Source organism: Bradyrhizobium sp. 23 (genome assembly GCF_023073295.1).
GTDB lineage: Bacteria > Pseudomonadota > Alphaproteobacteria > Rhizobiales > Xanthobacteraceae > Bradyrhizobium > Bradyrhizobium canariense_D.
In genome coordinates, this window is the sequence record NZ_JADPJF010000098.1 from 110,437 (window position 1) to 131,599 (window position 21,163).

21 protein-coding genes are annotated in these 21,163 nt (G+C 64.2%); 9 read left to right on the plus strand and 12 right to left on the minus strand.

Annotated features, from left to right (window positions below; genetic code table 11):
• Positions 1-144 precede the first annotated feature (144 nt).
• A complete protein-coding gene (locus IVB32_RS24340) occupies positions 145-1,755 on the minus strand; it encodes an NAD(P)/FAD-dependent oxidoreductase (RefSeq protein WP_085385411.1) in 1,611 nt (536 codons plus the stop codon).
• A 168-nt stretch (positions 1,756-1,923) separates the two neighbouring features.
• On the opposite strand from IVB32_RS24340, the gene IVB32_RS24345 reads away from it, so the two are divergent.
• Entirely contained in the window at positions 1,924-4,203 is a 2,280-nt protein-coding gene (locus tag IVB32_RS24345; protein ID WP_018454256.1) for a fused MFS/spermidine synthase, read from the plus strand.
• A gap of 9 nt (positions 4,204-4,212) precedes the next feature.
• Here the strand turns inward: IVB32_RS24345 and IVB32_RS24350 are convergent, their stop codons facing one another.
• Positions 4,213-5,160 carry a glycerophosphodiester phosphodiesterase gene (locus IVB32_RS24350; RefSeq protein ID WP_247294849.1) on the minus strand — a complete coding sequence of 316 codons (948 nt, stop codon included), beginning with the start codon at positions 5,158-5,160 and terminating at the stop codon, positions 4,213-4,215.
• 220 nt (positions 5,161-5,380) lie between these two features.
• Between IVB32_RS24350 and IVB32_RS24355 the strand changes: the two genes are divergently transcribed.
• The 3 genes from IVB32_RS24355 to IVB32_RS24365 are packed head-to-tail and all read left to right on the plus strand — an operon-like array spanning position 5,381 to position 8,756.
• The gene (locus IVB32_RS24355; protein WP_247294847.1) at positions 5,381-6,340 is read left to right on the plus strand and encodes a fatty acid desaturase; all 960 of its coding nucleotides are present in this window, start codon (positions 5,381-5,383) and stop codon (positions 6,338-6,340) included.
• A 45-nt stretch (positions 6,341-6,385) separates the two neighbouring features.
• The gene (locus IVB32_RS24360; protein WP_247294845.1) at positions 6,386-7,768 is read left to right on the plus strand and encodes an MBOAT family O-acyltransferase; all 1,383 of its coding nucleotides are present in this window, start codon (positions 6,386-6,388) and stop codon (positions 7,766-7,768) included.
• Complete coding sequence (locus tag IVB32_RS24365; protein ID WP_026232699.1) at positions 7,743-8,756, plus strand: hypothetical protein; 1,014 nt, start codon at positions 7,743-7,745, stop codon at positions 8,754-8,756. The genes IVB32_RS24360 and IVB32_RS24365 overlap by 26 nt, the downstream gene beginning before the upstream one ends.
• Before the next feature lie 6 nt (positions 8,757-8,762).
• On the opposite strand, the gene IVB32_RS24370 is transcribed toward IVB32_RS24365, so the two are convergent.
• Genes IVB32_RS24370 through IVB32_RS24380 form a run of 3 tightly spaced genes read right to left on the minus strand, consistent with a single transcriptional unit; the run spans position 8,763 to position 11,773 of the window.
• Positions 8,763-10,463: a fatty acyl-AMP ligase gene (locus IVB32_RS24370; RefSeq protein WP_247370208.1), complete on the minus strand. Its 1,701-nt coding sequence runs from the start codon at positions 10,461-10,463 to the stop codon at positions 8,763-8,765.
• Between the two features lie 24 nt (positions 10,464-10,487).
• Positions 10,488-10,961 carry an acyl carrier protein gene (locus IVB32_RS24375; RefSeq protein WP_245288381.1) on the minus strand — a complete coding sequence of 158 codons (474 nt, stop codon included), beginning with the start codon at positions 10,959-10,961 and terminating at the stop codon, positions 10,488-10,490.
• Between the two features lie 5 nt (positions 10,962-10,966).
• Positions 10,967-11,773 carry a L,D-transpeptidase gene (locus IVB32_RS24380; protein ID WP_085349071.1) on the minus strand — a complete coding sequence of 269 codons (807 nt, stop codon included), beginning with the start codon at positions 11,771-11,773 and terminating at the stop codon, positions 10,967-10,969.
• A gap of 305 nt (positions 11,774-12,078) precedes the next feature.
• Between IVB32_RS24380 and IVB32_RS24385 the strand changes: the two genes are divergently transcribed.
• A complete protein-coding gene (locus IVB32_RS24385) occupies positions 12,079-12,402 on the plus strand; it encodes a hypothetical protein (RefSeq protein WP_085349135.1) in 324 nt (107 codons plus the stop codon).
• Positions 12,403-12,450: 48 nt separating this feature from the next.
• On the opposite strand, the gene IVB32_RS24390 is transcribed toward IVB32_RS24385, so the two are convergent.
• Entirely contained in the window at positions 12,451-13,212 is a 762-nt protein-coding gene (locus IVB32_RS24390; RefSeq protein ID WP_018454266.1) for an ABC transporter permease, read from the minus strand.
• Entirely contained in the window at positions 13,209-14,132 is a 924-nt protein-coding gene (locus tag IVB32_RS24395; RefSeq protein ID WP_018454267.1) for an ABC transporter ATP-binding protein, read from the minus strand. Before IVB32_RS24395 ends, IVB32_RS24390 begins: the two co-directional genes overlap by 4 nt.
• Before the next feature lie 280 nt (positions 14,133-14,412).
• Here IVB32_RS24395 and IVB32_RS24400 point away from each other — a divergent pair, with 280 nt between their 5' ends.
• Both IVB32_RS24400 and IVB32_RS24405 read left to right on the plus strand, forming a co-directional pair.
• A complete protein-coding gene (locus tag IVB32_RS24400; RefSeq protein WP_018454268.1) occupies positions 14,413-15,126 on the plus strand; it encodes a hypothetical protein in 714 nt (237 codons plus the stop codon).
• 413 nt (positions 15,127-15,539) lie between these two features.
• Positions 15,540-16,529 carry a putative zinc-binding metallopeptidase gene (locus IVB32_RS24405; RefSeq protein WP_204512061.1) on the plus strand — a complete coding sequence of 330 codons (990 nt, stop codon included), beginning with the start codon at positions 15,540-15,542 and terminating at the stop codon, positions 16,527-16,529.
• 22 nt (positions 16,530-16,551) lie between these two features.
• Here the strand turns inward: IVB32_RS24405 and IVB32_RS24410 are convergent, their stop codons facing one another.
• Positions 16,552-17,403, minus strand: coding sequence for an alpha/beta hydrolase (locus IVB32_RS24410; RefSeq protein WP_247294835.1), 852 nt, complete (start codon positions 17,401-17,403; stop codon positions 16,552-16,554).
• A 124-nt stretch (positions 17,404-17,527) separates the two neighbouring features.
• On the opposite strand from IVB32_RS24410, the gene IVB32_RS24415 reads away from it, so the two are divergent.
• A complete protein-coding gene (locus tag IVB32_RS24415; RefSeq protein ID WP_085350313.1) occupies positions 17,528-18,145 on the plus strand; it encodes an ABATE domain-containing protein in 618 nt (205 codons plus the stop codon).
• Positions 18,146-18,273: 128 nt separating this feature from the next.
• A complete protein-coding gene (locus IVB32_RS24420; RefSeq protein ID WP_085385093.1) occupies positions 18,274-19,206 on the plus strand; it encodes a LysM peptidoglycan-binding domain-containing protein in 933 nt (310 codons plus the stop codon).
• A gap of 342 nt (positions 19,207-19,548) precedes the next feature.
• Here IVB32_RS24420 and IVB32_RS24425 read toward each other — a convergent pair whose 3' ends face one another.
• The 4 genes from IVB32_RS24425 to IVB32_RS24440 all read right to left on the minus strand — a co-directional run.
• The gene (locus tag IVB32_RS24425) at positions 19,549-19,788 is read right to left on the minus strand and encodes a hypothetical protein (RefSeq protein ID WP_018454273.1); all 240 of its coding nucleotides are present in this window, start codon (positions 19,786-19,788) and stop codon (positions 19,549-19,551) included.
• 26 nt (positions 19,789-19,814) lie between these two features.
• Positions 19,815-20,132 carry a hypothetical protein gene (locus tag IVB32_RS24430; protein ID WP_018454274.1) on the minus strand — a complete coding sequence of 106 codons (318 nt, stop codon included), beginning with the start codon at positions 20,130-20,132 and terminating at the stop codon, positions 19,815-19,817.
• A gap of 117 nt (positions 20,133-20,249) precedes the next feature.
• Positions 20,250-20,705: an Hsp20 family protein gene (locus IVB32_RS24435; RefSeq protein ID WP_018454275.1), complete on the minus strand. Its 456-nt coding sequence runs from the start codon at positions 20,703-20,705 to the stop codon at positions 20,250-20,252.
• A gap of 198 nt (positions 20,706-20,903) precedes the next feature.
• A partial coding sequence (locus tag IVB32_RS24440; protein ID WP_247411701.1) for an isocitrate/isopropylmalate family dehydrogenase occupies positions 20,904-21,163 on the minus strand: 260 nt, incomplete at its 5' end.

Below are 21,163 nucleotides of genomic sequence, written 5' to 3' on the forward strand. Positions count from 1 at the left end.
CGCTGGTTTGTCCGGACTTTGTCCACGGATTATCCCGCCGCTCATTCCCGGATTTTCCACCGATTTGTAGCAGGCTTTGAAGGGGCATAACCCACCGCCCTTTCACAGCTTTGCCAACAGTCTGTCCACAGCCCATCCACAGGCTTATCCACGGCTTCCGAACAACGACCGGTGATCCCTCAGGATTGCCTGGGCGGCGTTGTGGCCAGGCGCGCCGGTGACGCCGCCGCCGGGGTGGGCGCCGGAGCCGCAATGATAGAGGCCCTTCACGGGCCCGCGATAATCGGCGTGGCCCAGCATCGGCCGCGCCGAAAACAGCTGGTTCAGCGTCAGCGCGCCGTGGAAGATGTCGCCGCCGAGCAGGCCGAACTGCCGTTCGAGGTCGAGCGGTGACAGGATCTGGCGGCCGAGCACGCTTGTCGCAAAACCCGGCGCGTATTTGTCCACCGTCGCGATCATGAGGTCGGCAACCTCGTCGCGATGGTCGTCCCACGACTTCCCATCGGGAAGCTCCGGCGCGACGTGCTGGCAGAACAGGCTTGCGACGTGGTGTCCTGCGGGCGCGAGCGTGTCGTCGAGCGTCGAGGGGATCAGCATTTCCACGACCGGCTCCCGGCTCCAGCCGTGCGCGCGGGCATCGAAAAAGGCGCGGTCCATGTAGCCGAGATCAGGGGCCAGGATAATGCCGGAGGTGAGATGATCGCCGTCGCCCGGCAGCGCCGTGAAGGAGGGCAGGCGGTCCAGCGCCACGTTCATGCGGAAGGTGCCGGAGCCGTTCTTCCAGTGCCGGATGCGGGCGAGGAAGTCTTGGGGAAGCGCATCGGCGGCGACCAGCCGCGTGTAGAGCAGTTTCGGATTGACGTTGGCTGCGACATATTTCGCGCGGATGGTCGTACCGTTCTCCAGCGCCACGCCGACCGCGCGATCGCGCTCGACGATGACCTCGCGCACGCCCGCATCGGTGTCGATCACAACGCCGCGGTCGCGTGCGGCGCGCGCCATGGCCTGCGTGATCGCACCCATGCCGCCGATGGCGTGACCCCAGACGCCCTTCTTGCCGTTCACCTCGCCGAAGGCGTGATGCAGCATCACATAGGCCGAGCCCGCGGCGTAGGGGCTGGCATAATTGCCGACGATGGCATCGAAGCCGAACAGCGCCTTGACCAGATCATGCTCGAAACGTTCGTCCAGCATCTCGCCGGCCGAGCGGGTGAAGAGATCGAGCAGGCTGCGGCTCTGCTCCAGCGACAGCCCGCGCAGGATGTTGGCGCTCTGGAATGCGTTCACGGCTTCGCGGATCGAGGCCGTGCCGAAACCATCGAGCAGGTTTGGCGGCGCGCGCAGCACGAATTGCCGAAGCACGTCGGCGATATCTTCCAGTTCGCGCGAAAACCCGTCGAGTGCATTTGCGTCATGCGGGCTCAGCCGGGCGACGGACGCCTGCGTCCGCCCCTCGCCGGTGAGAAGATAGCTGCCGTCGGGGGCGGGCAGAAAATTCTGCGCGCGCCGTTCGACGATGCGCAGGCCCTGTTCGGCCAGCTTCAAGTCACGGATCACCAGCGGATTGAGCAGGCTCACGGTGTAGGCCGCGACCGAATTGCGGAAGCCGGGATGAAATTCCTCCGTGACCGCGGCCCCGCCGACCACCTTGCGGCGCTCGACCACGCGCACGCGCAAGCCGGCCATCGCGAGATAGGCCGCGCAGGTGAGGCCGTTATGGCCAGCGCCGATGATGATGACGTCGGTTTCGATCATGAAGGGGTCAGCTGTTCCACGCCCATTCCGGGATGGTCTGAACGACCGGGCTCGGGACATCTGTATATCAAGCATTCCCCGCTGCAACATCACGAGACCCTTTATTGCCCGTTCAGGCGCCTTGTGCTCCATTGCGCGCGCCCGGCGCCCGCCGGGGCTGGAGCTTCCATGGATTCGATCGTGCAACCCGCCGCCACGGAGCAGCCGTCCTCGTCACGCAACCGGCTGCTGCTGACGGTCTACACCGCCGCGATCTTCGTCAGCGCGCTGTTGCTGTTCTCGGTGCAGCCGCTGTTCACGAAAATGGTCCTGCCGCGGCTCGGCGGCTCGCCGGCGGTGTGGTCGGTGGCGATGGTGTTCTTCCAGTCGCTGCTGCTGGCGGGCTACGCCTATGCGCATTTGTTGATGCAGGTGAGGAACCGCATCGTTCCGGTGGTGGTGCATCTCCTGCTGCTGATCACGGCGTTCGTCACGTTGCCGCTCGGCATCGCCTCGGCCTATGGCGATCCGCCCGCTTCGGGCTACGCGATCTGGCTGCTCGGTCTGTTCGTGATCTCGATCGGGCTGCCGTTCTTCGCGCTTGCCGCCAACAATCCGTTGCTGCAGGCCTGGTTCGTCCGCACCGGGCATCCTGCCGGACACGATCCCTATTTCCTCTATGCGTCCTCCAACATCGGCAGCTTCCTCGCCCTGCTGTCCTATCCGTTCCTGCTGGAGCCGATGTTCACGCTGCACACGCAGAACCGGCTCTGGACCGGCGGTTACGGCATTCTGATCGTCCTGATCGCCGCCTGCGGCGTGCTGCTGTTGCGCTCGCCGAAACTGGCCATGGTCGATGCGCGAACCGAGGATTTGAATGCGCCGGCGCCCGGTCTCATGACGCGGCTGCGCTGGATATTCCTCGCCGGAGTGCCGTCCGGCCTGCTCATCGCCGTCACCGCGCACATCTCGACCGATGTTGCGGCAGCGCCGCTGCTGTGGGTGCTGCCGCTGTCGCTGTATCTCCTGACCTGGGTGGTGGTGTTCCAGTCGCGGCCGTTACTGCCGCACAAATGGATGCTGATGCTCCAGCCGGTCGCGATCGCGGGCGTCGTCTTCCTGCTGGCGTTCGGCGGCGAACAGAACCTGCTGCTGACGCTCGGCGGTCATCAATTGTGCTTCTTCGTCATCGCGATGGCCTGCCACGGCGAATTGGCGCGAACCCGGCCGGCCGCCAAATATCTCACCGGATTCTATGTCGCGCTATCGTTCGGCGGCATGGTCGGCGGCCTGTTCGCAGGGCTCCTTGCGCCGTTCACATTCTCCTGGATCGCCGAATATCCGATCCTGGTTGCGCTTGCCGCGCTGTGCCGGCCGCCCGCGAACGAGCGGCTGGCGGGCATCGTCAAATGGTACTGGCTGGCGCTTGCCGCGCTCGCCGTCGTGCTCGTTGTGCCGTCCACCACGACGGGCGGGCTATCGACCTGGTTCGAGGATCACCGGGTCTGGATGGCCGGCGGCGTCGGCGTGCTCGCCGCGCTGCTGGCGCTGGCGGTCAACGCCGGCCGCTGGAAGATATTCGCCACCGTCGCGCTCGCGCTGGCGTTGATCCGGGTTTATCCGGCGGACGAAGGCCGCGTCACCACGGTGCGCAGCTTCTTCGGCGTGCACAAGATCGTGGTGACGCCCGGCGGCTATTTCCACGTGCTGATGCACGGCACCACGATTCACGGCGCCGAGCGCTTCCTCAACAATGACGGCACGCCGGTCACCGGCCGGCCGGAGCCGATCACCTACTATCACAAGGACGGCGGCATCGGTCAGGCCGTGACCGCGATGCGCGAGCGCAAGGGCGCGCCGCTGAAGGTCGCGGCGATCGGCGTCGGATCGGGCACGCTCGCCTGCGCCGCCGAGCCCGGCGAGAGCTGGACATTCTTCGAGATCGATCAGTCCATGGTCGACGCGGCAAGCGATCCGAAGAATTTCCGCTACATCTCGAGCTGCATGCCGGGCCTGAAGCCGGTGATCGGCGATGCCCGCCTCACCTTCGCGAAGGAGCCGGACGGTGCCTATGATCTCATCATCGTCGATGCCTATTCGTCGGATGCGATCCCGATCCATCTTGCGACCGAAGAGGCGATGAAGATCTACAAGGACAAGCTCGCTCCGCACGGCGCCGTGGTGATGCACGTCTCCAACCGCCACCTCGATCTCGAGACGGTCGTGGTCGGTATCGCCGATGCCAACGATCTCAAGAGCTGGGTCTACAACGAGGATTCCGGGCGCGATGGTGACTACATCTTCTCGACCGACGTCGTCATCTCCGCCCGCGAGGATGCCGACGTCGGCAGGCTCGCATCGTCGAAAACATGGGAGCAGACCGAAGCCGACGACCGGGTGCGGGTCTGGACCGACGATTACTCCAACATTTTGGGCGCGCTGTACCGGCGCTTGCGGGACGGGGAGTAGGGCCCGCTTCTACGGCTCCACCGGCGTCCCCGCGGGCAACGCGATTGCCTTCTCGCCAGCGACCTGCCGCAACAAATCGGGCCTGTCGGAGATGATCCCGTCGACGCCGATCTCGATCATGCGCGCCATGTCTTCGGGTTTGTTGACCGTCCAGACCACGACATGCAGCCCGAGCGCATGGGCCTCGGCGATCAGTGCCGCGGTCACATCGCCGAAATAGGGTGACCAGACCGCGCCGCCCGCCGCCTTGATGGTCCGCGGCAGCGACCCGCCGTGATCGGCCGGGCTGAAGCCCGCCGTCCAATTGGTCGCCTTGTCCAGCGCCACCGTCTGGCCCGAGCCGCGCTGGAGCGTCAGGTACACCGTCGGCATCTTTGGTGCCCGCTGCTGGACGAGCAGCAGGGTCCGCCAGTCGAACGACTGGATCATGACGCGGTCGGAGAATTTCTCGGCTTCGATCACGCCGAGCAGTTTGGTGACGAAAGATTGCGGATCGAGCGTCTCGTCCGGATGGTTCGGATCGATCTTGGTCTCGATGTTGAAGCGCACGCGCGTATTGCCGGATTTGCGCACCAGCGCGAACAGCTCGCTCAAGGTCGGAATACGGGTCCCGGGCATGGCGCGCTGGTCGGGGAATTGCTTCGCGTAAGGGCTGTCTGGCCGGATCTGGCCGACGTCATAGGTCCTGACGTCGGCGAGCCGCAGTTTCACGAAGGGCGTGCCGGGAGGCGTGACGTAGGCGCCGCTCGCATCCCGCGTGATATCAGGATTGAGCCCGCGCTCATGCGAGACGACGACTTCGCCGTCGGCGGTGATGCCGACATCGAGCTCCAGCGTGTCCACGCCGATCGACAGCGCGTTGGCGAAGGCCGGAAGCGTGTTTTCCGGCAGCAGTGCCCGCCCGCCGCGATGGGCCTCGAGGTCGAAAGCCGAATCAAATGCCGAATCGAATCCCATGGCCGGTCCCGCAATGAGAAGTGACAGTACGGTCAAGATCGTCGCAGCACGTGACGGCATGGTGGCTCATGCGGCAAGGGGAAAGGGGCGATATTTCAACGCGTTTGGCGCGTCCGTCCTATTGTATAGGCTTTCCTGGCTGTTGAAACCTTGGGCGGTGGCTTGGGTTGCGCCCGCCGCGGGGGTATGTACTCATAGTCGGTGCCCTGGAATCCCGCCCGTGCAGCAGCAACGCGATCATCGAATTATCCGCAGCCGGCATTTTCGCCGGATGCAGCGCCGGCATTTCATGATCTTCGACGTTTTGCCCTTCGTCGGCACGCTGCTGGCGCTGGTCCTTCTGTTCTACCGCCCGATCGGCGCGATGGAGCTTGGCCTGTCCGTCGGCTTCTGGCTGGTCACCGGCCTCGGCCTTACCGTCGGCTATCACCGGCTCTTCACCCACCGCGCCTTCGCGACCTCCACGGCGATGAGTGCGATCCTGGTCGTGATGGGATCGATGGCCGGCCGCGGCCCCATGCTGTCCTGGGCGGCAATGCACCGCCGGCACCACGAATTGTCCGATCACGACGGCGATCTGCATTCGCCGCGGCTGCACGGCGAGGGCGCATTCGGCCGCCTGCGCGGCTTCCTGCACGCGCATTTGACCTGGATGATCGCGCACGATTATCCCAATGTTGCGCACTATGTCCCGGACCTGATGGCGGATCGCAGGCTGGTTGCCGTCAACAGCTACTATTACAGTTGGGTCGGTCTCGGCCTGGTGCTGCCGGCCGCGATCGGCGGCCTCGCCACCATGAGCCCGTGGGGCGCACTGACCGGCTTGCTCTGGGGCGGCGTGGTGCGCATGTTCGTGGTCGAGCAGACCATGTCGGCCATCAACTCCGTCATGCACAGCTTTGGCGCGCAGCCGTTCGTCACCCGCGACGACAACAGCCGCAATCTCGGCGTGGTGGCCTGGCTTGCCTGGGGCGAGGGCTGGCACAACAACCACCACGCCTTTCCCTATTCCGCGGCCTTCGGCTTGCGCTGGTTCGAGTTCGATCCGGGCTTTGTCTTCATCCGGGCGCTGGAAGCGCTGGGACTGGCCTGGGACGTCAAGGTGCCGAGCGAGGAGAAGATTGCGCGACGCATGCTGCGGCAGCCGGGTGACGCTGCGCCCGACCTCGAAACGGGCTGAGCATCATCCGCCGGCTCACGCCGGCGATGGCGCGGCTGTGAACCGATGCTGTTCAACGACTATCCCTTTCTCCTGGTCTTCCTGCCCGCGGCGCTGCTGATCTATCGCTTGGCCGATCCCTATCCGGGCTTGCGTATCGGCGTGCAGGTCGCGCTGTCGCTCGCCTTCTATGCCTGGGGCAGCCCGTCCTTCATCCTGCTCCTGATCGGCTCGATCGCGATCAACTGGCTCGCCTCGGTTGCCTATGGGCGCGTGAAATGGCCGGCGCTGCTGACGCTGGTGATCGGGCTCGATCTCGCGGTGCTGGCCCTGTTCAAATACGCCAACTTCGTTCTCGCTAATCTGGGTCTCGTGCTCGGTACGACGCTGCCGGTGCTCGACGTCGGGCTGCCGCTCGGCATCTCCTTCTTCACCTTCCATCACATCATGTATCTGGTCGACCTGAAGCGCGGCAGGGCGCCGCTCTATGCGTTCGACCGCTATGCGCTCTACATCGCCTTCTTCCCGCAGGCGATCGCCGGCCCCCTGGCGCGCTGGTCGGAGGTGATGCATCAGTTCGGCAGGCAGGTCTACGTTCCGGGCTGGCAGCGTCAGTTCTGCATCGCCACCTGCTTCATCGCGATCGGCCTGTTCGAGAAAATCGTGATCGCCGACGGCCTCGCGCATCTGCTCGATCCCATCTACGCGCAGGCCGCGAACGGGCCGCTCGCGGGCGGTGACGCCTGGCTCGCCTTCTGCTTCTCCTTCCAGATCCTGTTCGATTTCTCCGGCTATTCCGACGTCGCGATCGGCCTCGGCCTGCTGTTCGGCGTGCAGCTGCCGTACAATTTCGATGCGCCGCTGCGCTCGACCAACATCCAGGATTTCTGGCAGCGCTGGCACATCACCCTGATGCTGTTCCTGCGCGATTACGTGTTTTATCCGCTGGTCAATCTGCGCCTGCTGCCGCGGCGCTGGCTGCCGGTGCAGTTTTTCGGCGCGATGATGATCACGATGGCGCTGTGTGGCCTCTGGCACGGCGCGAGCTGGACCTTCGTGCTGTGGGGCGTGCTGCACGGGCTTGCGCTGGTCGCCTGCACGCTGTGGCGTCGCTATGGCCCGGAGTTCCCGTCATGGCTCGGCTGGGCGCTTACCGTGCTGTTCGTGCTCGCGACCGGCGTGATCTTTCGTGCAGGATCGGTGGAGGCGGCCTGGCATGTCTTCGCCGGACTGGCTTCGCGGCTCCCGCTCGAGCGCGGAAAGCATTTGTGGCCGCTAATCGCAGCGCCGCTGTTCGCCTTCCTGCTGCCGGCGAGCCAGGACATCGTGGCGGTGCTCACGCGCCGTCCCAATCCGTGGCTCGCGGGTCTGCTCGGTCTTGGGCTATTCGCATTGCTGCTTCACATGGGTGGTCGGGATCTCCATGAGTTCGTCTACTTCAAGTTCTGAGACCGATCCCGGCTGGGGCCGGAGCTTGCTGGCGTGTCTGGGCACGCTGATCGGGGCTGCGCTGCTGGTGCTCGCACTGATGGTGGCGGTCGATCCCTATGACAGCGGCAAGCTCGGCCTGCTTGGCATCGACGGCGTCGATAATCGTCTGACCAAAATCACGGCCGCGAGCCGCGCGCGGGATCCGGATTTCAATGCCGCGATCCTGGGTAATTCGACGGCGCAGATGATCGAGCCGGCGGAATTGTCGCGCGCAACCGGCCTGCGATTCGTGCAGCTCTACATGACCGGTGCGTTCCCCCGCCAGGAACTCGCAGTGCTGGACTTCTTCCTGCGGAATCACCGGGAGGTCGGCGCACTGGTGATCGTGACTGACCCTGGCTGGTGCACGCATGCACGGGCGAAGGAGGAGGGCGGCGTCCCATTCCCCGACTGGCTCTATGACAGAACCGTCGTCACTTACGCTGCACGCCTGATCTCCTGGCAGGCCATCGAGCACGCCTTTCAACGCATCAGCATCGGCCTTGGCCGGCGACCAAGGATGAACCCCGACGGCTTTGTCAGCTACGAGGACATCTGGCCGCCGGGCCAATTCAAAGAAGTCGGCTGGCCCAGGGATCCGGCGCCGGCCTCGTCTGCCGAGATGCGGGCGACATTTCCCGAGATCGCTGCGCTGGCAGATATCGTCAGGGCATTGCCGGCCGATGTGCCCGTCGTCATCATCGTGCCGCCGACCTTGGCGACCACCGTGCCGAAGCCCGGTACGGAAGCCGCCTTGGAGCGCAGCGCCTGCGATGCCGCGCTGAAGAAAGTGGTCGCGGGCCGACCGCGCAGCAATTTCATCAGCTATCGCGTCGACAACGATCTCACGCGCGACCGCGCCAATTTTGCCGACTTCATCCATTATCGCCCAATTCTCGCGCGCAAGATCGAGCAGGGGATCGATGCGAGCCTGCGCGATGGGGAGAGCGCGAAGATCGATTTCTGAATCGTCTCAGCCGAGCTGTTCGAACCCGCCATCGAGCCAGAGCTTGCGTGCCAGCTTGCGCTGGATCTTGCCGCTGGTGGTCTTCGGCAGCGTGCCGGGCCGGATCAGCGCGATGTGACGCGCGGAGAGTTCGTGGTTGTCGGCGACGGCCTCGCGAATTCGGCCCTTGATCGCTTCGGTGTCGATCGAGTGGCGCGCGGTGCGCTCGATTTCCTGGACGATGACGAGCATTTCTTCGCCGGTCTCGTCCGGCACCGAGAACGCCGCGCCGCAGTTTTCGCGCAAAGCTCCATTGAGCGATTGCACCGTGCGCTCCACGTCCTGCGGATAATGGTTGATGCCACGGATGATGATGAGGTCCTTGATCCGTCCCGTGACGAACAATTCGCCTGTGACGTCGATGAAGCCGAGGTCGCCGGTGCGCAGCCACGCTCCGTCTTCGCCGGCAATCTGCGCATTGAGCCCCTCGCGCGTCGCCTCGTCGTTGCGCCAATAGGCGCGGGCAATATTGGCCCCACTCACCCATATCTCACCGACGCGGTCCGCGGGCAGCCGCGTGCGGTTGTCCGCGTCCACGATGGCGATCCGTTCGCCGGTGAGCGGGCGCCCGCAGCCGACGGCGACCTGTGTATCTTCGGCGTCGGAAGGCGCCTGCGCCGCATGCGCCTGCAGCGCCGTGCGGCTCACGCTGCGTGTGACATGACCGCCGCCACGGCGTCCGCCGGAAATCAGGAGCGTCGCTTCCGCCATTCCGTAGGCGGGATACATTGCGCGCGGATCGAAGCCGTGCGGCGCGAATGTCTGGATGAACCGCTCGATGGTTTCCGCATGCACCGGTTCTGCGCCGTTCAGTGCGATCCTGAGCGAGGACAGCTCGATGCCTTCCATCTGGTCGGCGCGATAGCGGCTGACGCAGAAATCGAAGCCGAAGTTCGGGCTGCATGCCACTTCCGCGCGATAATGCGCGATCGCGCGCAGCCAGCCGAGCGGCCGCTGCATGAACGCGTTCGGCGCCATCAGTACGCAGGTCGCGCCGACATAGAGCGCTTGCAGCGCGTTCAGGATCAGCCCCATGTCGTGATAGAGCGGCACCCAATTGACGTAAGTCGATTGCCGGGTGTTGCCGAGCGCGAGCCGGATCATCTCGAGATTAGCGAGCAGATTGGCGTGGCTCACCATCACGCCTTTGGGCGCGGACGTCGAGCCGGAGGTGTATTGCAGGAAGGCGATGTCGTCCGGCGCCGGCTCGGGTAGTTCGATTGTCTCACCTTCGGCCGCGGCGAGATCGACCTCGATCCAGCGAATGTGCTCATGCGCGAAGCGTGCCCGCAAATCACCGCGGAGCGCGACGGCCGAATTGGTCAGCGCCACCGCCGGCGTGCAATTGGCGAGGATCGCGGCGCTGGCATCGCGCGCGCCGTTTCGCCGCGGCATCATCATCGGCACGGCGATGATGCCGGCCATCAGACAGCCGAAGAACGCCACCATGAATTCGATGCCGGGCGGAAACACCAGGATGGCGCGATCGCCGGGACGCGCGGCCACGGTCAGTCGCGACGCGAGCGCGCCCGCGGCATCGTGCAGCTGTCGAAAGCTGAGGACAGCGTCCTCCGTCCCGCGATCGGAGACGAAGACATAGGCGCGGTCGTCGGCCTGCTCCGCCGCACGCCGGGCCAGCAATGCCACGAGCGAGCGGAAGGTTTCCATGGGTTGCGCCGACTTCAGCCGCCCTCAGGCGGCGGGGCGGATTGCGCGCTTGTCGGCGAGAAACCGCGACAACGCCTCAACGGTCGGATGGTCGTAGAAGTCGTCCGTCGACAGCTCGAGGTCGAGCTTCTCCTCGAGTTCCATCATCAGGTAGACCAGCATCGCCGAATCGAGGCCGAGGCGGCTGAATTTCGTGCCGATATCGACGCGGTCGCTCGAAATTCGCAGGATATTTGCCAGGGCGGTAACGCAGAAATCCGAAATCTGCTCGCGTGTCATGTCATGTCCCAGAAACAATGGGAACGACAATAGGGGCGACCCCCTGGTTGTCAATTTGGTCGGAACGCCGCCGCGTTGAAGGTTGTGGACTGTTGCTTCCTTGCGTCGGCCGGTGCCCAATCCGTGCACGGGCTGGCGCCATTTCCTGCGGTCGATTGCGGCAAGCGCCCGTCGCGGCAGCGGCTTCCTGATTCGCTGGCGCGGCAACGCCGCGTTCAAGTAGGTCAGTTCTGGTAGTAATAGCCACGCGGTTGGTAAACCTGCCGGGGCTGCGGCTGATAGTAGGTGCCCTGCTGGCCGTAGCCCTGATTGTAGTATTGCTGCGGCTGCGGCTGATAGACCTGCGCGTCATAGAGCGGGCGGCTACCGCGCGGCGCGGGGTAGCGCGCGCCGGTGTCGCTGCCGTCGGCCGGATAGATGTAGTTGTCGTCTTGCGGCATGTAGCGGCGGGCAGGTGCGGCCTGAGGCGTCAGGTTCACGGGATCGCCTGATGTGGCGTACTGCTCTTCGGCGGGCTGCGGCGCGCGGGCCACTGCCGTGGGATTGCGGCCACGCGGATTGCGGGCGAGCGCCACCTGCGCCGAGCCGGTCAGCGTTACCGTGGTGTTGAGCACGCCCTGCTGCTGCACCAGCGCGTAGAGCGTGGTGGCATTCTGGCGCGACAGCCGCACGCAGCCATGCGAGGCGGGCGTGCCGAGCCGGCCGACCGAGTCGGTGCCGTGGATGGCGTGCCCGACCTTGGTGAAGAAGATCGCGTGCGGCATCGGCGCGTCGTCGAATTCCTTGGAATAGTGATCCTCTTCCATGCGGAAGGCGCGGAACGCGCCGTTCGGCGTCTCCCGCGAGGGGATGCCTGTCGACACCGGCCAGTGGTAGCGCGCGACGCCGTCGACGGCGACGGTCATCTGCTGATTGTCCTTGTCGACGGTGATGTCGACCTTGGCCTGCGCGGCGCCCGCGCTCAAAAGCATCAGGGAGGTGAAAGCAATAAAAAACGAACGCATCTGACTCGTGGCCTCCGGCCTGTTCATACTAGGCGCCGCGGCTCTCCGTCCCCCGGCGTGCATTATGCCTGCAATCGCGCTTTCGTTCCAGCGGCCTGCAAAGCAAACCTTATTGCCATCGTTAACGGGACGCCCGGCGTAAGCAAGGCCGCTTTGTGCCGCAAAGCGAGCGGCAGCGCTGACATTTTCGCGAGCGGGAGATGCGTTCACAACGCCGACAATTCATCACAATGGTGCAACCATCCGGGGCGCAACCATTTGGCCGCATCGGCGTTGACGATCGCTGCCTCGACCGGCCGCTTCCGCGGCCGGTTTTACCTTTGGGAATGAAGATGAACAAAGTCTGCGTCGCCGCCGCTTCTCGGCCGGCTGGTCTGCCTTTCCGTGTGCTCTTCGCTGGCGCCGCCGTTCTGGCCGCGCTGTCCTGCGTCCCCCAGCCTGGCCATGCCCAAGGCATCGTTCGGGGCGCCCAGGAAGGTTCTTATGAAGGCAACCGGATCGCCGGCCCCGTCGGCGGCGTGGTTGGGGGCGCGGTCGGCGCCGGTGTCGGCGGTGCCGTCGGCGCGGTCGAGGGGGTGTTCGGCATTCCCCATCGCGGCCACCGTCGGTGTCGCGGCTATTACGACGGATACAACCGCTTCCACTGCTATCGGTAGAGCTTGCGATTCCGGGGCGCGCGCGTGCCCCCCGGAATGACGGCCGGATCAGTTCTTCAACCGATATCCCGTGCGGAAAATCCACCAGATCACGACCAGGCAGATCACCAGGAACGCCGTTGTCATGCCGATGCTGACGGCCATGCTGACGTCCGCGATCTCGTAGAAGCTCCAGCGGAAGCCGGAGATCAGATAGACGACCGGATTGAGCAGCGCCACCGTGCGCCAGGCGGGCGGCAGCATGTCGATGGAATAGAAGCTGCCGCCGAGGAAGGTCAACGGCGTCACCACCAGCATCGGGATCATCTGCAGCTTTTCGAATCCGTCGGCCCAGATGCCGATGATGAAGCCGAACAGGCTGAACGTCACCGCCGTCAGCACAAGGAAGGCCAGCATCCAGACCGGATGATGGATGTGCAGCGGCACGAACAGGCCAGCCGTGGCGAGGATGATCAGGCCGAGGATGATCGATTTGGTCGCGGCCGCGCCGACATAGCCGAGCACGATCTCGAAATAGGAGATCGGCGCCGACAGGATCTCGTAGATCGTGCCGGTGAATTTCGGGAAGTAGATGCCGAACGAGGCGTTGGCGATGCTCTGCGTCAGCACCGAGAGCATGATCAGGCCTGGCACGATGAAGGTGCCGTAGCTGACGCCCTCGACCTGGCTGATGCGCGAGCCGATCGCGGCGCCGAACACCACGAAATACAGCGAGGTCGAGACCACCGGCGAGACGATGCTTTGCAGCAGCGTGCGCCAGGTGCGCGCCATTTCGAACAGGTAGATGGCGCGGACAGCGCGGTAGTTCATGACGCCCTCACGAGATCGACGAAGATGTCCTCGAGCGACGATTGCGTCGTGTCGAGATCGTTGAAGCGGATGCCGGCGGTACGGAGATCGCCGAGCAGGCTGGTGATGCCGGTGCGCTCGCCCTTGGTGTCGTAGTCGTAGACCAGCGTCGCGCCGCCGTCGCAGAGGTCGAGCTCGTAATGCCTGAGGCTCTCCGGCAGCGCATCGAGCTTGCCTTGCAGATGCAGCGTCAGCCGCTTCTTGCCGAGCTTCTGCATCAAGGTGGCCTTGTCCTCGATCAGCACGATCTCGCCCTTGTTGATGACGCCGATGCGGTCGGCCATCTCCTCGGCTTCCTCGATGTAATGCGTGGTCAGGATGATGGTGACGCCGGATTGCTGAAGCGTGCGCACCACCTCCCACATGCCCTTGCGCAGTTCGACGTCGACCCCGGCGGTCGGCTCGTCCAGGAACAGGATCTGCGGCTCGTGCGACAGCGCTTTGGCGATCATCACGCGACGCTTCATGCCGCCGGAGAGCGTGATGATCTTGCTGTCCTTCTTGTCCCACAGCGAGAGGTCTTTCAGCACCTTCTCGATATGATCGGGGTTCTTCGGCTTGCCGAACAGCCCGCGGGAGAAGCTCACGGTCGCCCACACGCTCTCGAAGGCATCGGTGTGCAATTCCTGCGGCACCAGCCCGATCAGCGAGCGCGCCTTGCGATAGGAGGTCTGGATGTTCTCGCCGCCGACGAGGACCTTGCCTTCGCTCGGATTGGCAATGCCGCAGATGATCGAGATCAGCGTGGTCTTGCCGGCGCCGTTGGGGCCGAGCAAGGCGAAGATTTCGCCGCGCGTGATGTCAAGATTGACGTTCTTGAGCGCCTTGAAGCCAGACCCATAGGTCTTCGACAAATTGGCGACGGAAATGATGGAGGACATGATGGCCGCAAGTCTGAGGGGCTAAGGCTGGGGAGGGGAGGCTGGAACCTACCGGGAGGGGCGGGTCAGCGGAGCCCTGACATAGGAAGGCCCTTGCGCGGCTGCAATTAGCGGGAGAAAAATGGCCTCGAAACAGCTCCTTCCGTGGCAGGTTGCGGGCAAGTGTTGCGCGATGGTCACGGCTTGATGCTAAGATCGTCGTTCACGCGGCTCTTTGTTGCGTCTGCGAGCAGGCCATGGCTACGATTCCGGCCGAAGCATATTCCCAGGGAAAAGATCGATGAGACCGAACGGCCGTCACACCGCTGGCGTCAGCCAGTTGTCCGCCCTCCGTGCCTGGGCGATGGGCCTGCTCCTGCTGTCAGCTGTTGCCATCAGCCCGACCACCGCCAAGGCGGCGCCAAGCCAGGCTGCCGTCGCGACCACGCATGTCTACCTGCTCCGCGGCGTGCTCAACATCTTCTCGCTCGGGCTCGACACGATCGGCGCCCGGCTCCAGGCGCAGGGCATCCCGGTGACCGTGGCGAATTTCGTGTCCTGGTCCTCGCTCGCGGATGAGGCCGCGACCGCCTACAAGGCCGGCCGGCTCAAGACCATCGTACTGGTCGGGCACTCCTCCGGCGCGACTGCGCTGCCAGACATGATCGCCAAGCTCAACCGTCTCGGCGTGCCCGTGAAACTCGCGATCGGGCTCGACTCCGTGTTCAAGACCAAGCTGTCGACCGGCGCGGAGCGCTACATCAACATCTATATCGGCGACGGCCCCGGCGAGCCGGTGAAGCGCGCGGACGGTTTTCGCGGCAAGCTCGACAATGTCGACGTCCGCGGCTCCGGCGTCGGCCACATCTCGATCGACAAGAACGAAGCGATCCAGCGCCGCGTGATTGCCGAGATCGACGCCGCAATCATGCGATCGCGCGCACCGGCTCCGGTTGCCGAACCCGGCGCGCCCAGGTCGGCGCGCTCGGCGGCGGCAACGGCTCCCCGGAATTAAGCCGTTCGCCGCAAGCAGGTGAATTGACAATGCCGCCGTCACGCCGACGGCGGCATTGTCGTATCTGCACAAGCCAAGCTCGATCACCCGCCGGTCGAGGAAGGGAACTCGGCGTACGATCTGGTGTTGTTACAGCATGACAAGCGGACGAAACGTCGGCCCCATGGCGGTTCAGCCCGAGCGGACGTGGGCCGGTCGGCCTGTTTCCGAAAATGTCCTTGAGAAAAAGCCGCAGCCTCAATCGAGCCAGTTGAGCGCGACGCGAGCCGGCTTGTTAAGACAGCACGCGCTGCGGACGCAGCGTGCGTTGCTCGCCGGCAACAGCGACGGTCGCAAGAGTTCCTCGAAGTGCAAGAGTTCCTCGAATTGACAGGCCGGCCTTCCGGTGTGCCGTCTGTCTGGGGCCAGTCCACGTGAAGATCTTTCAGTGCCCGTCATGCCGCCATCCTGTCTCGTTCGAGCACATCGCGTGCGCGAATTGCAGCACTGAGCTGGCGTTCGACTCCTCGCGCATCGAGATGACTAGGCTTGCATCCCATCAATCTTGCCGTAACCGCGAGATCATCGGCTGCAACTGGTGTGTCGAGGGCGCGGACTGGTATTGCGGCTCGTGCCGCCTCACGCGCACAATTCCAAACCTCGGCAGCACCAGAAACATCATGCTCTGGCGCCTTATGGAGGAAGCCAAGCGCCGTCTTCTCTATGATCTCAGTCGCCTCAAGCTTCCGCTCGCATCGCGCAACGGCGCAGAATTGGCTTTCGACATTCTTTCGGACGAGGTCGGTCCGATCGTGACGGGGCATCTCTCGGGCCTGATCACGCTCAACCTTGCGGAGGCCGACGATGTCGAACGAGAATCTCGCCGCGTGGCGTTCCGGGAGCCGTACCGCACGCTGCTCGGGCATTTCCGGCACGAGATCGGTCACTTCTATTGGGACCTGCTCGTCGACGGCACGACATTCCAGGCCCCGTTCAAGCTGATCTTCGGTGACCAGGCGCAGGACTATCAGGCCGCGATCAACTCCTATTACAGCCGCGCCGATCGTTCATACGACCGAAGCGGCTTCATCAGCGAGTACGCCACGTCCCACCCCTGGGAGGATTGGGCGGAAACGTTCGCGCATTTCCTGCATATCGTGTCGACGCTCGACTCGCTCGCAGGTTTGCCGTTGGCGCTGGACGAGCGCGCCCGGCAGACCCTGACGGATCCCTATCTCGAGAGCGACTTCGAGGCACTCCTGGCACTGTGGATGCCGCTTGCTCGCAGCATCAACGAACTCAACCGCTCGCTCGGGATGAGCGATGCATATCCCTTCGACATATCGCCGGCGGTCAAAGGCAAGCTGCATCTCGTCCATATGGCGATCAGCGCATTCCGCGCTCAGCAGAGCCTGGCGGCGTAACTTTCGCGGAGGACAGCCCCCGTTACGTCAGGAAGGTACGAATGCTGTCCGCGATTTCCTTCGCGTGCGTCTCCAGCGCGAAATGACCGGTGTCAAAGAACTGCACCACGGCGTTCGGATTATCGCGCTTGAACGCTTCGGCGCCGGGCGGAATAAAGAATGGGTCGTTCTTGCCCCAGACCGCGAGGAACGGCGGCGTGTGCTTGCAGAAATAGTCCTGGAAGGCCGGATAGAGCGCGACGTTGCTCTTGTAGTCGCCGAACAGGTCGAGCTGCACGTCGTCCGAGCCCGGGCGCGCAAGGTAGAAATTGTCGAGGTTCTGGCCGTCCGGTGACACGGTCATCGGATCGGGGACGCCATGCGTGTACTGCCAGCGCGTCGCTTCCGGCGTGAGGAGCGCGCGTAGCGCGTCGCGATTGGCCGGCGACGGATCCTGCCAATAGGTCTTGAGCGGAGTCCAGTCGTCGCTGAGCCCTTCCTCGTAGGCGTTGCCGTTCTGTGAGATGATTGCCGTGATCCGCTCGGGGTGACTGAGCGCAAGCCGGAAACCAGTCGGCGCGCCGTAATCGAAAACGTAGACCGCGAAACGGTCGAAGCCGATCATTTCGGTGAAGCGTTCGATCACGCGCGCGAAATTGTCGAACGTGTAACGGAAGCTTTCGCGCGAAGGCATGTCGGATTGGCCGAAGCCGGGAAGGTCGGGCGCCACGATATGAAACCTGTCCGCCAGCAGCGGGATGAGGTCACGAAACATGTGGCCTGCGCTGGGGAAGCCGTGCAGCAGCAGGAGTTTTGGCGCTCCGACACGACCGGCCTCGCGATAGAACACCTTGAAGCCCTCGACATCCGCGGTCCGGTACGCGATTGCGGCCATGACATTCTCCATCTTAGTAACCACTAAATTGCCTACTAAGAGGTTACGTCCCCTTACCGTAACTTGTCAACGCCGTTCTATCAGGTTATCCGAGTCCATGCTCCCGACCGGCCAAGGACCGCTCATGGACCGCCCGCCCGCCATGTTCATCGCCGACTCTCTCGGCCTCGACTTCCTCAACTCGGTGGCGACGCCGCTCGATACGCCGGTCGACTGGATCGATGATGGTCATGGCCTGATCGACTGGCTGGCGCAGGCGAAGCTGGTGCCCGCGGATGATCTGCACGCGCTGACGGCGCGCGCCACGCCGGAGGAGCTGGACAAGGTTGCGGATCAGGCGCGCGCCTTGCGCGAATGGTTCAGGGGCTTCGTGCGCAAGCATGCAGGCCGACCGCTCACGACGGATGCATTGCGCGAGCTCGATCCGTTGAACAGCCTGCTGGAGCGCGACGAAGCGTTCAGCCGGATCGAGCCGGGCCATGCCGATGGCGGCGCTCTGGCATTGCGAATGAGGCGGCGCTGGCGATCGCCGGAGGCGCTATTGCTGCCGGTTGGCGAAGCCATGGCGAAGTTCGTTTGCGACGAGGATTTTTCGAACGTCAAGGCGTGCGAGGGGCACAACTGCACCATGCTGTTCGCCGACCACACGCGCAGACGCGCGCGGCGATGGTGCATCATGGCGGTCTGCGGCAACCGCGCGAAACAGGCCGCACACCGCAGCAGGCTCAAGAGCATGCAGTGATTGGGGGGCGAGATGCTGGAATGAGCGCGGATCGAGCCCCGGTTCCGTGCCCCAAATTCCACCCAATCGACCGTCACTAAGCGCCTTTGGGGGAGGCTGCAGCCTCCCGGAGTGGGACTGCTGGACTGATGATCGATTTGAGGCGACTTCTCGCGCTGGCAGCCGTTGCGCTGCTCGCCTTGAGCACCGGGACGACCGCTGCCTCACCTGCCAAGACGAAGCCCGCCGCGGCCGCACCCGTCGCGCCGCCGCCCCCACCGTTCGAGCCATTGCCGCCGCCGAAGATCTACCTGTTCCGTGGCGCCATGGGGCCGTTCTTCTCCACCGGCATGGACCGGCTCGAAGAGAAGCTGACGCAGGCCGGCTTTTCGGCCAACGTCTATGAATTCACCATCTGCCGATGGATCGGCGATCGTGCGATCTCCAGCTACAAGGAAGCGCCGGCGCCGATCGTGCTGATGGGGCATTCGATGGGCGGGCTTTGCTCGATCGTCATCTCCGAGATGGCGGCCAAGGAGAACATCCCGATCAGCCTCGTCATCACCATCGATCCCGCGCATGCGACCGGCGACGTGCCGCTCAATGTCGAGCGCTTCATCAACATCTATCTCTCCGACAGCGTGCTTGGCGGCGGCAACGTGGTCGCGGTGCCGGGCTATCGCGGTCACTATGCGAGCTATGACCTGAAGGAGAACGCGCGGGTCAGCCACATCAACATCGAGAAGTCCGACGACATCCACCGTCAGATCGTCGATATGGTCACGCAGTTGCCGCGCATTCCGCCCCAGACGCAGGTCGATGCCGTGCCGCTGCGTTATCTCGTGCCGGCGAATACGCTGGTCGAATTGTGGGACAGTGGCGTGCGGCTACCGGTGCGCCGCGGCGACACCATGGAGAGCATCGCGGCAGCCAATCGCGTGCCGCTGTGGTCGCTGGCGCAGAGCAACTCGCTGCCGGAGAACGCGACGCTCACCCCCGGCCAGTCCATCATCGTTCCACGCCACCTGACGCCGCCGGAGCCGACAGCCGCCATGGCGACCCCCCCGCCGGGACGGCGGTAAGCGGTCAGCAACGGAGATGGCCGGGATGGGCTTGGCTGATGCCAGGCACCATCCCTCGCGGCACCTGTCATTCACGCATCTTGTGCCGCGGCAGCCATCTTGATGCGGGAGTCGCCAAGGAGGAGCGAGCCGTGGCGGAAGCCCGGCCCGCCGGGCCATAGGGCGCGGCGAGAAGCATCATAAACAAGGCCCTGTCAGCCGCATATTTGGCAGCGGGTCGGCCATTTTCGAAGCCGTGCATGACCAGGCGTCCTTCCGTCGTGCAGACACGCCATCGCCATGTCCTTCGACCGCATTTCTTCAGGAACACTTCGAATGTCGGGAGGTGTTCGGGCATGTCGATCACCCGTGCCGGCTTGCCGTCAGGCGCGTGGTGGCGTTCCCCATCGCCCGGCTCGGAGCCTGAAAGGTGAGCGGAAAGGCGGAGACGGCGAGCTTCTCGATCGCCGAGCGCTCCTCGGACACACGTCTCTCGATGAACCGCCGTTCGAACTCGGTCAGCTCGGTCTTGAGCAACCGCTGATAGCGGCTGATGTTGCTGCGGTGGCCGCGCAACAAGGCCAGCTCTTCATCAAGCATCATCGCAATCCCCGTTGAGCTGTCGTTGCCTAGGCTGCGAGGCCGGTTCGTTCGACGGATCGCGTGCGGACCGGCTTGCCGCCCGGAGGGCCCTTCGGATGGTGGTCGAGGCTCGCGAGCGCTTCCAGAATTTCGTCGATGGTGACGGCTTTGTCCGAGCCGGGCAGCTCCCGCAATGTCGGGCTCGAGGCGACACTGGCTGCGTCCGAAGCCCAGGACGCGAGGATCGCGCGCTTCTCGCCGATCGACAAAGTTGGATCGGCTATGACGTCGCGGGGATGATCATAGACGGAGCCAGGGTGCAATATCGCGTTCAGATCGATGATGTTGTCGGCATGATCGAGCATGAGAGGTCCTCCTCCTTTCTCTAAAACCTCTGACTTGCATTCGGGTACGCGATCGAAGGCCATGGCCGATCCCGCCCGACGATCGGGCGGGATCACCGGGTCTCCGACAGACCGAATTCAGGCGGCTTTGCCCTCGAGTTGATGCACGTTGCCGGACGGCGCGGCATTGATCGCAATCCGCCGCGGCTTCATGGCTTCAGGGATTTCCCGGACCAGTTCGATCTTGAGCAGGCCGTTCTCGAACGAGGCGCTGTGCACCTGAACATACTCGGCCAGGTTAAACTGCCGCTTGAACGGCCGCGCGGAAATGCCCCGGTAGAGATACTCGCGTTCGGTTCTGTCCGGCTTGTTTCCCTCGACGGTCACCGCATTCTGCTCGGCCGTCACCGCGACCTCGTTGGGTGAGAAACCCGCAATCGCAAGCGAAATCTGGTAGCGATCCTCGCCGAGACGTTCGATGTTGTAGGGAGGATAGTTGTCCTCGCCGGCACGCTGTGCCGTTTCAACGAGGTCGAAAAGGCGGTCGAAGCCAACGGTCGAACGCCACAAGGGAGAGAAGTCGTAAGTGCGCATAGCCAGATCCTCCAAGGAGCAAAATGGATACGAACGACACCGGACACGACCGGTGCCCGTCTCAGCTTCCCGACCCTACAGGCGTCGGGAACGCCACCTCTCGGCGGCAGCGGAAAAATAAAAAAAGCCCGTTTTGGTTTCAAGAGGGGGCTCAAAATTTTTCGGAAACCCTGGCGCCTCCCGCTGACTTAGCTCGGATCACACGTTCGATCCGTGGATCGCTTCGATCACGGCATCGGTCACGTCCTTCGTCGTCGCCTTGCCGCCGACATCGGGCGTCAGCACGCCGGCCGCGCAGACGCGCTCCACCGCCGCCATCAACCGCACCGCCGCGTCCTTCTCGCCCAGATGCTCCAGCATCTGTGCGCCGGTCCAGAACGTCGCGACCGGGTTGGCGATGCCCTTGCCGGTGATGTCGAAGGCCGAGCCGTGGATCGGCTCGAACATCGAGGGGAAGC

Bases quoted from the DNA above. Each gene is read 5' to 3' on its own strand.
- IVB32_RS24340 (WP_085385411.1), bottom strand. From the start codon at position 1,755: ATGATCGAAACCGACGTCATCATCATCGGCGCTGGCCATAACGGCCTC.
- IVB32_RS24345 (WP_018454256.1), top strand. From the start codon at position 1,924: ATGGATTCGATCGTGCAACCCGCCGCCACGGAGCAGCCGTCCTCGTCA.
- IVB32_RS24350 (WP_247294849.1), bottom strand. From the start codon at position 5,160: ATGGGATTCGATTCGGCATTTGATTCGGCTTTCGACCTCGAGGCCCAT.
- IVB32_RS24360 (WP_247294845.1), top strand. From the start codon at position 6,386: ATGCTGTTCAACGACTATCCCTTTCTCCTGGTCTTCCTGCCCGCGGCG.
- IVB32_RS24365 (WP_026232699.1), top strand. From the start codon at position 7,743: ATGAGTTCGTCTACTTCAAGTTCTGAGACCGATCCCGGCTGGGGCCGG.
- IVB32_RS24370 (WP_247370208.1), bottom strand. From the start codon at position 10,463: ATGGAAACCTTCCGCTCGCTCGTGGCATTGCTGGCCCGGCGTGCGGCG.
- IVB32_RS24380 (WP_085349071.1), bottom strand. From the start codon at position 11,773: ATGAACAGGCCGGAGGCCACGAGTCAGATGCGTTCGTTTTTTATTGCT.
- IVB32_RS24385 (WP_085349135.1), top strand. From the start codon at position 12,079: ATGAACAAAGTCTGCGTCGCCGCCGCTTCTCGGCCGGCTGGTCTGCCT.
- IVB32_RS24390 (WP_018454266.1), bottom strand. From the start codon at position 13,212: ATGAACTACCGCGCTGTCCGCGCCATCTACCTGTTCGAAATGGCGCGC.
- IVB32_RS24395 (WP_018454267.1), bottom strand. From the start codon at position 14,132: ATGTCCTCCATCATTTCCGTCGCCAATTTGTCGAAGACCTATGGGTCT.
- IVB32_RS24400 (WP_018454268.1), top strand. From the start codon at position 14,413: ATGAGACCGAACGGCCGTCACACCGCTGGCGTCAGCCAGTTGTCCGCC.
- IVB32_RS24410 (WP_247294835.1), bottom strand. From the start codon at position 17,403: ATGGCCGCAATCGCGTACCGGACCGCGGATGTCGAGGGCTTCAAGGTG.
- IVB32_RS24415 (WP_085350313.1), top strand. From the start codon at position 17,528: ATGGACCGCCCGCCCGCCATGTTCATCGCCGACTCTCTCGGCCTCGAC.
- IVB32_RS24420 (WP_085385093.1), top strand. From the start codon at position 18,274: ATGATCGATTTGAGGCGACTTCTCGCGCTGGCAGCCGTTGCGCTGCTC.
- IVB32_RS24425 (WP_018454273.1), bottom strand. From the start codon at position 19,788: ATGATGCTTGATGAAGAGCTGGCCTTGTTGCGCGGCCACCGCAGCAAC.
- IVB32_RS24430 (WP_018454274.1), bottom strand. From the start codon at position 20,132: ATGCTCGATCATGCCGACAACATCATCGATCTGAACGCGATATTGCAC.
- IVB32_RS24435 (WP_018454275.1), bottom strand. From the start codon at position 20,705: ATGCGCACTTACGACTTCTCTCCCTTGTGGCGTTCGACCGTTGGCTTC.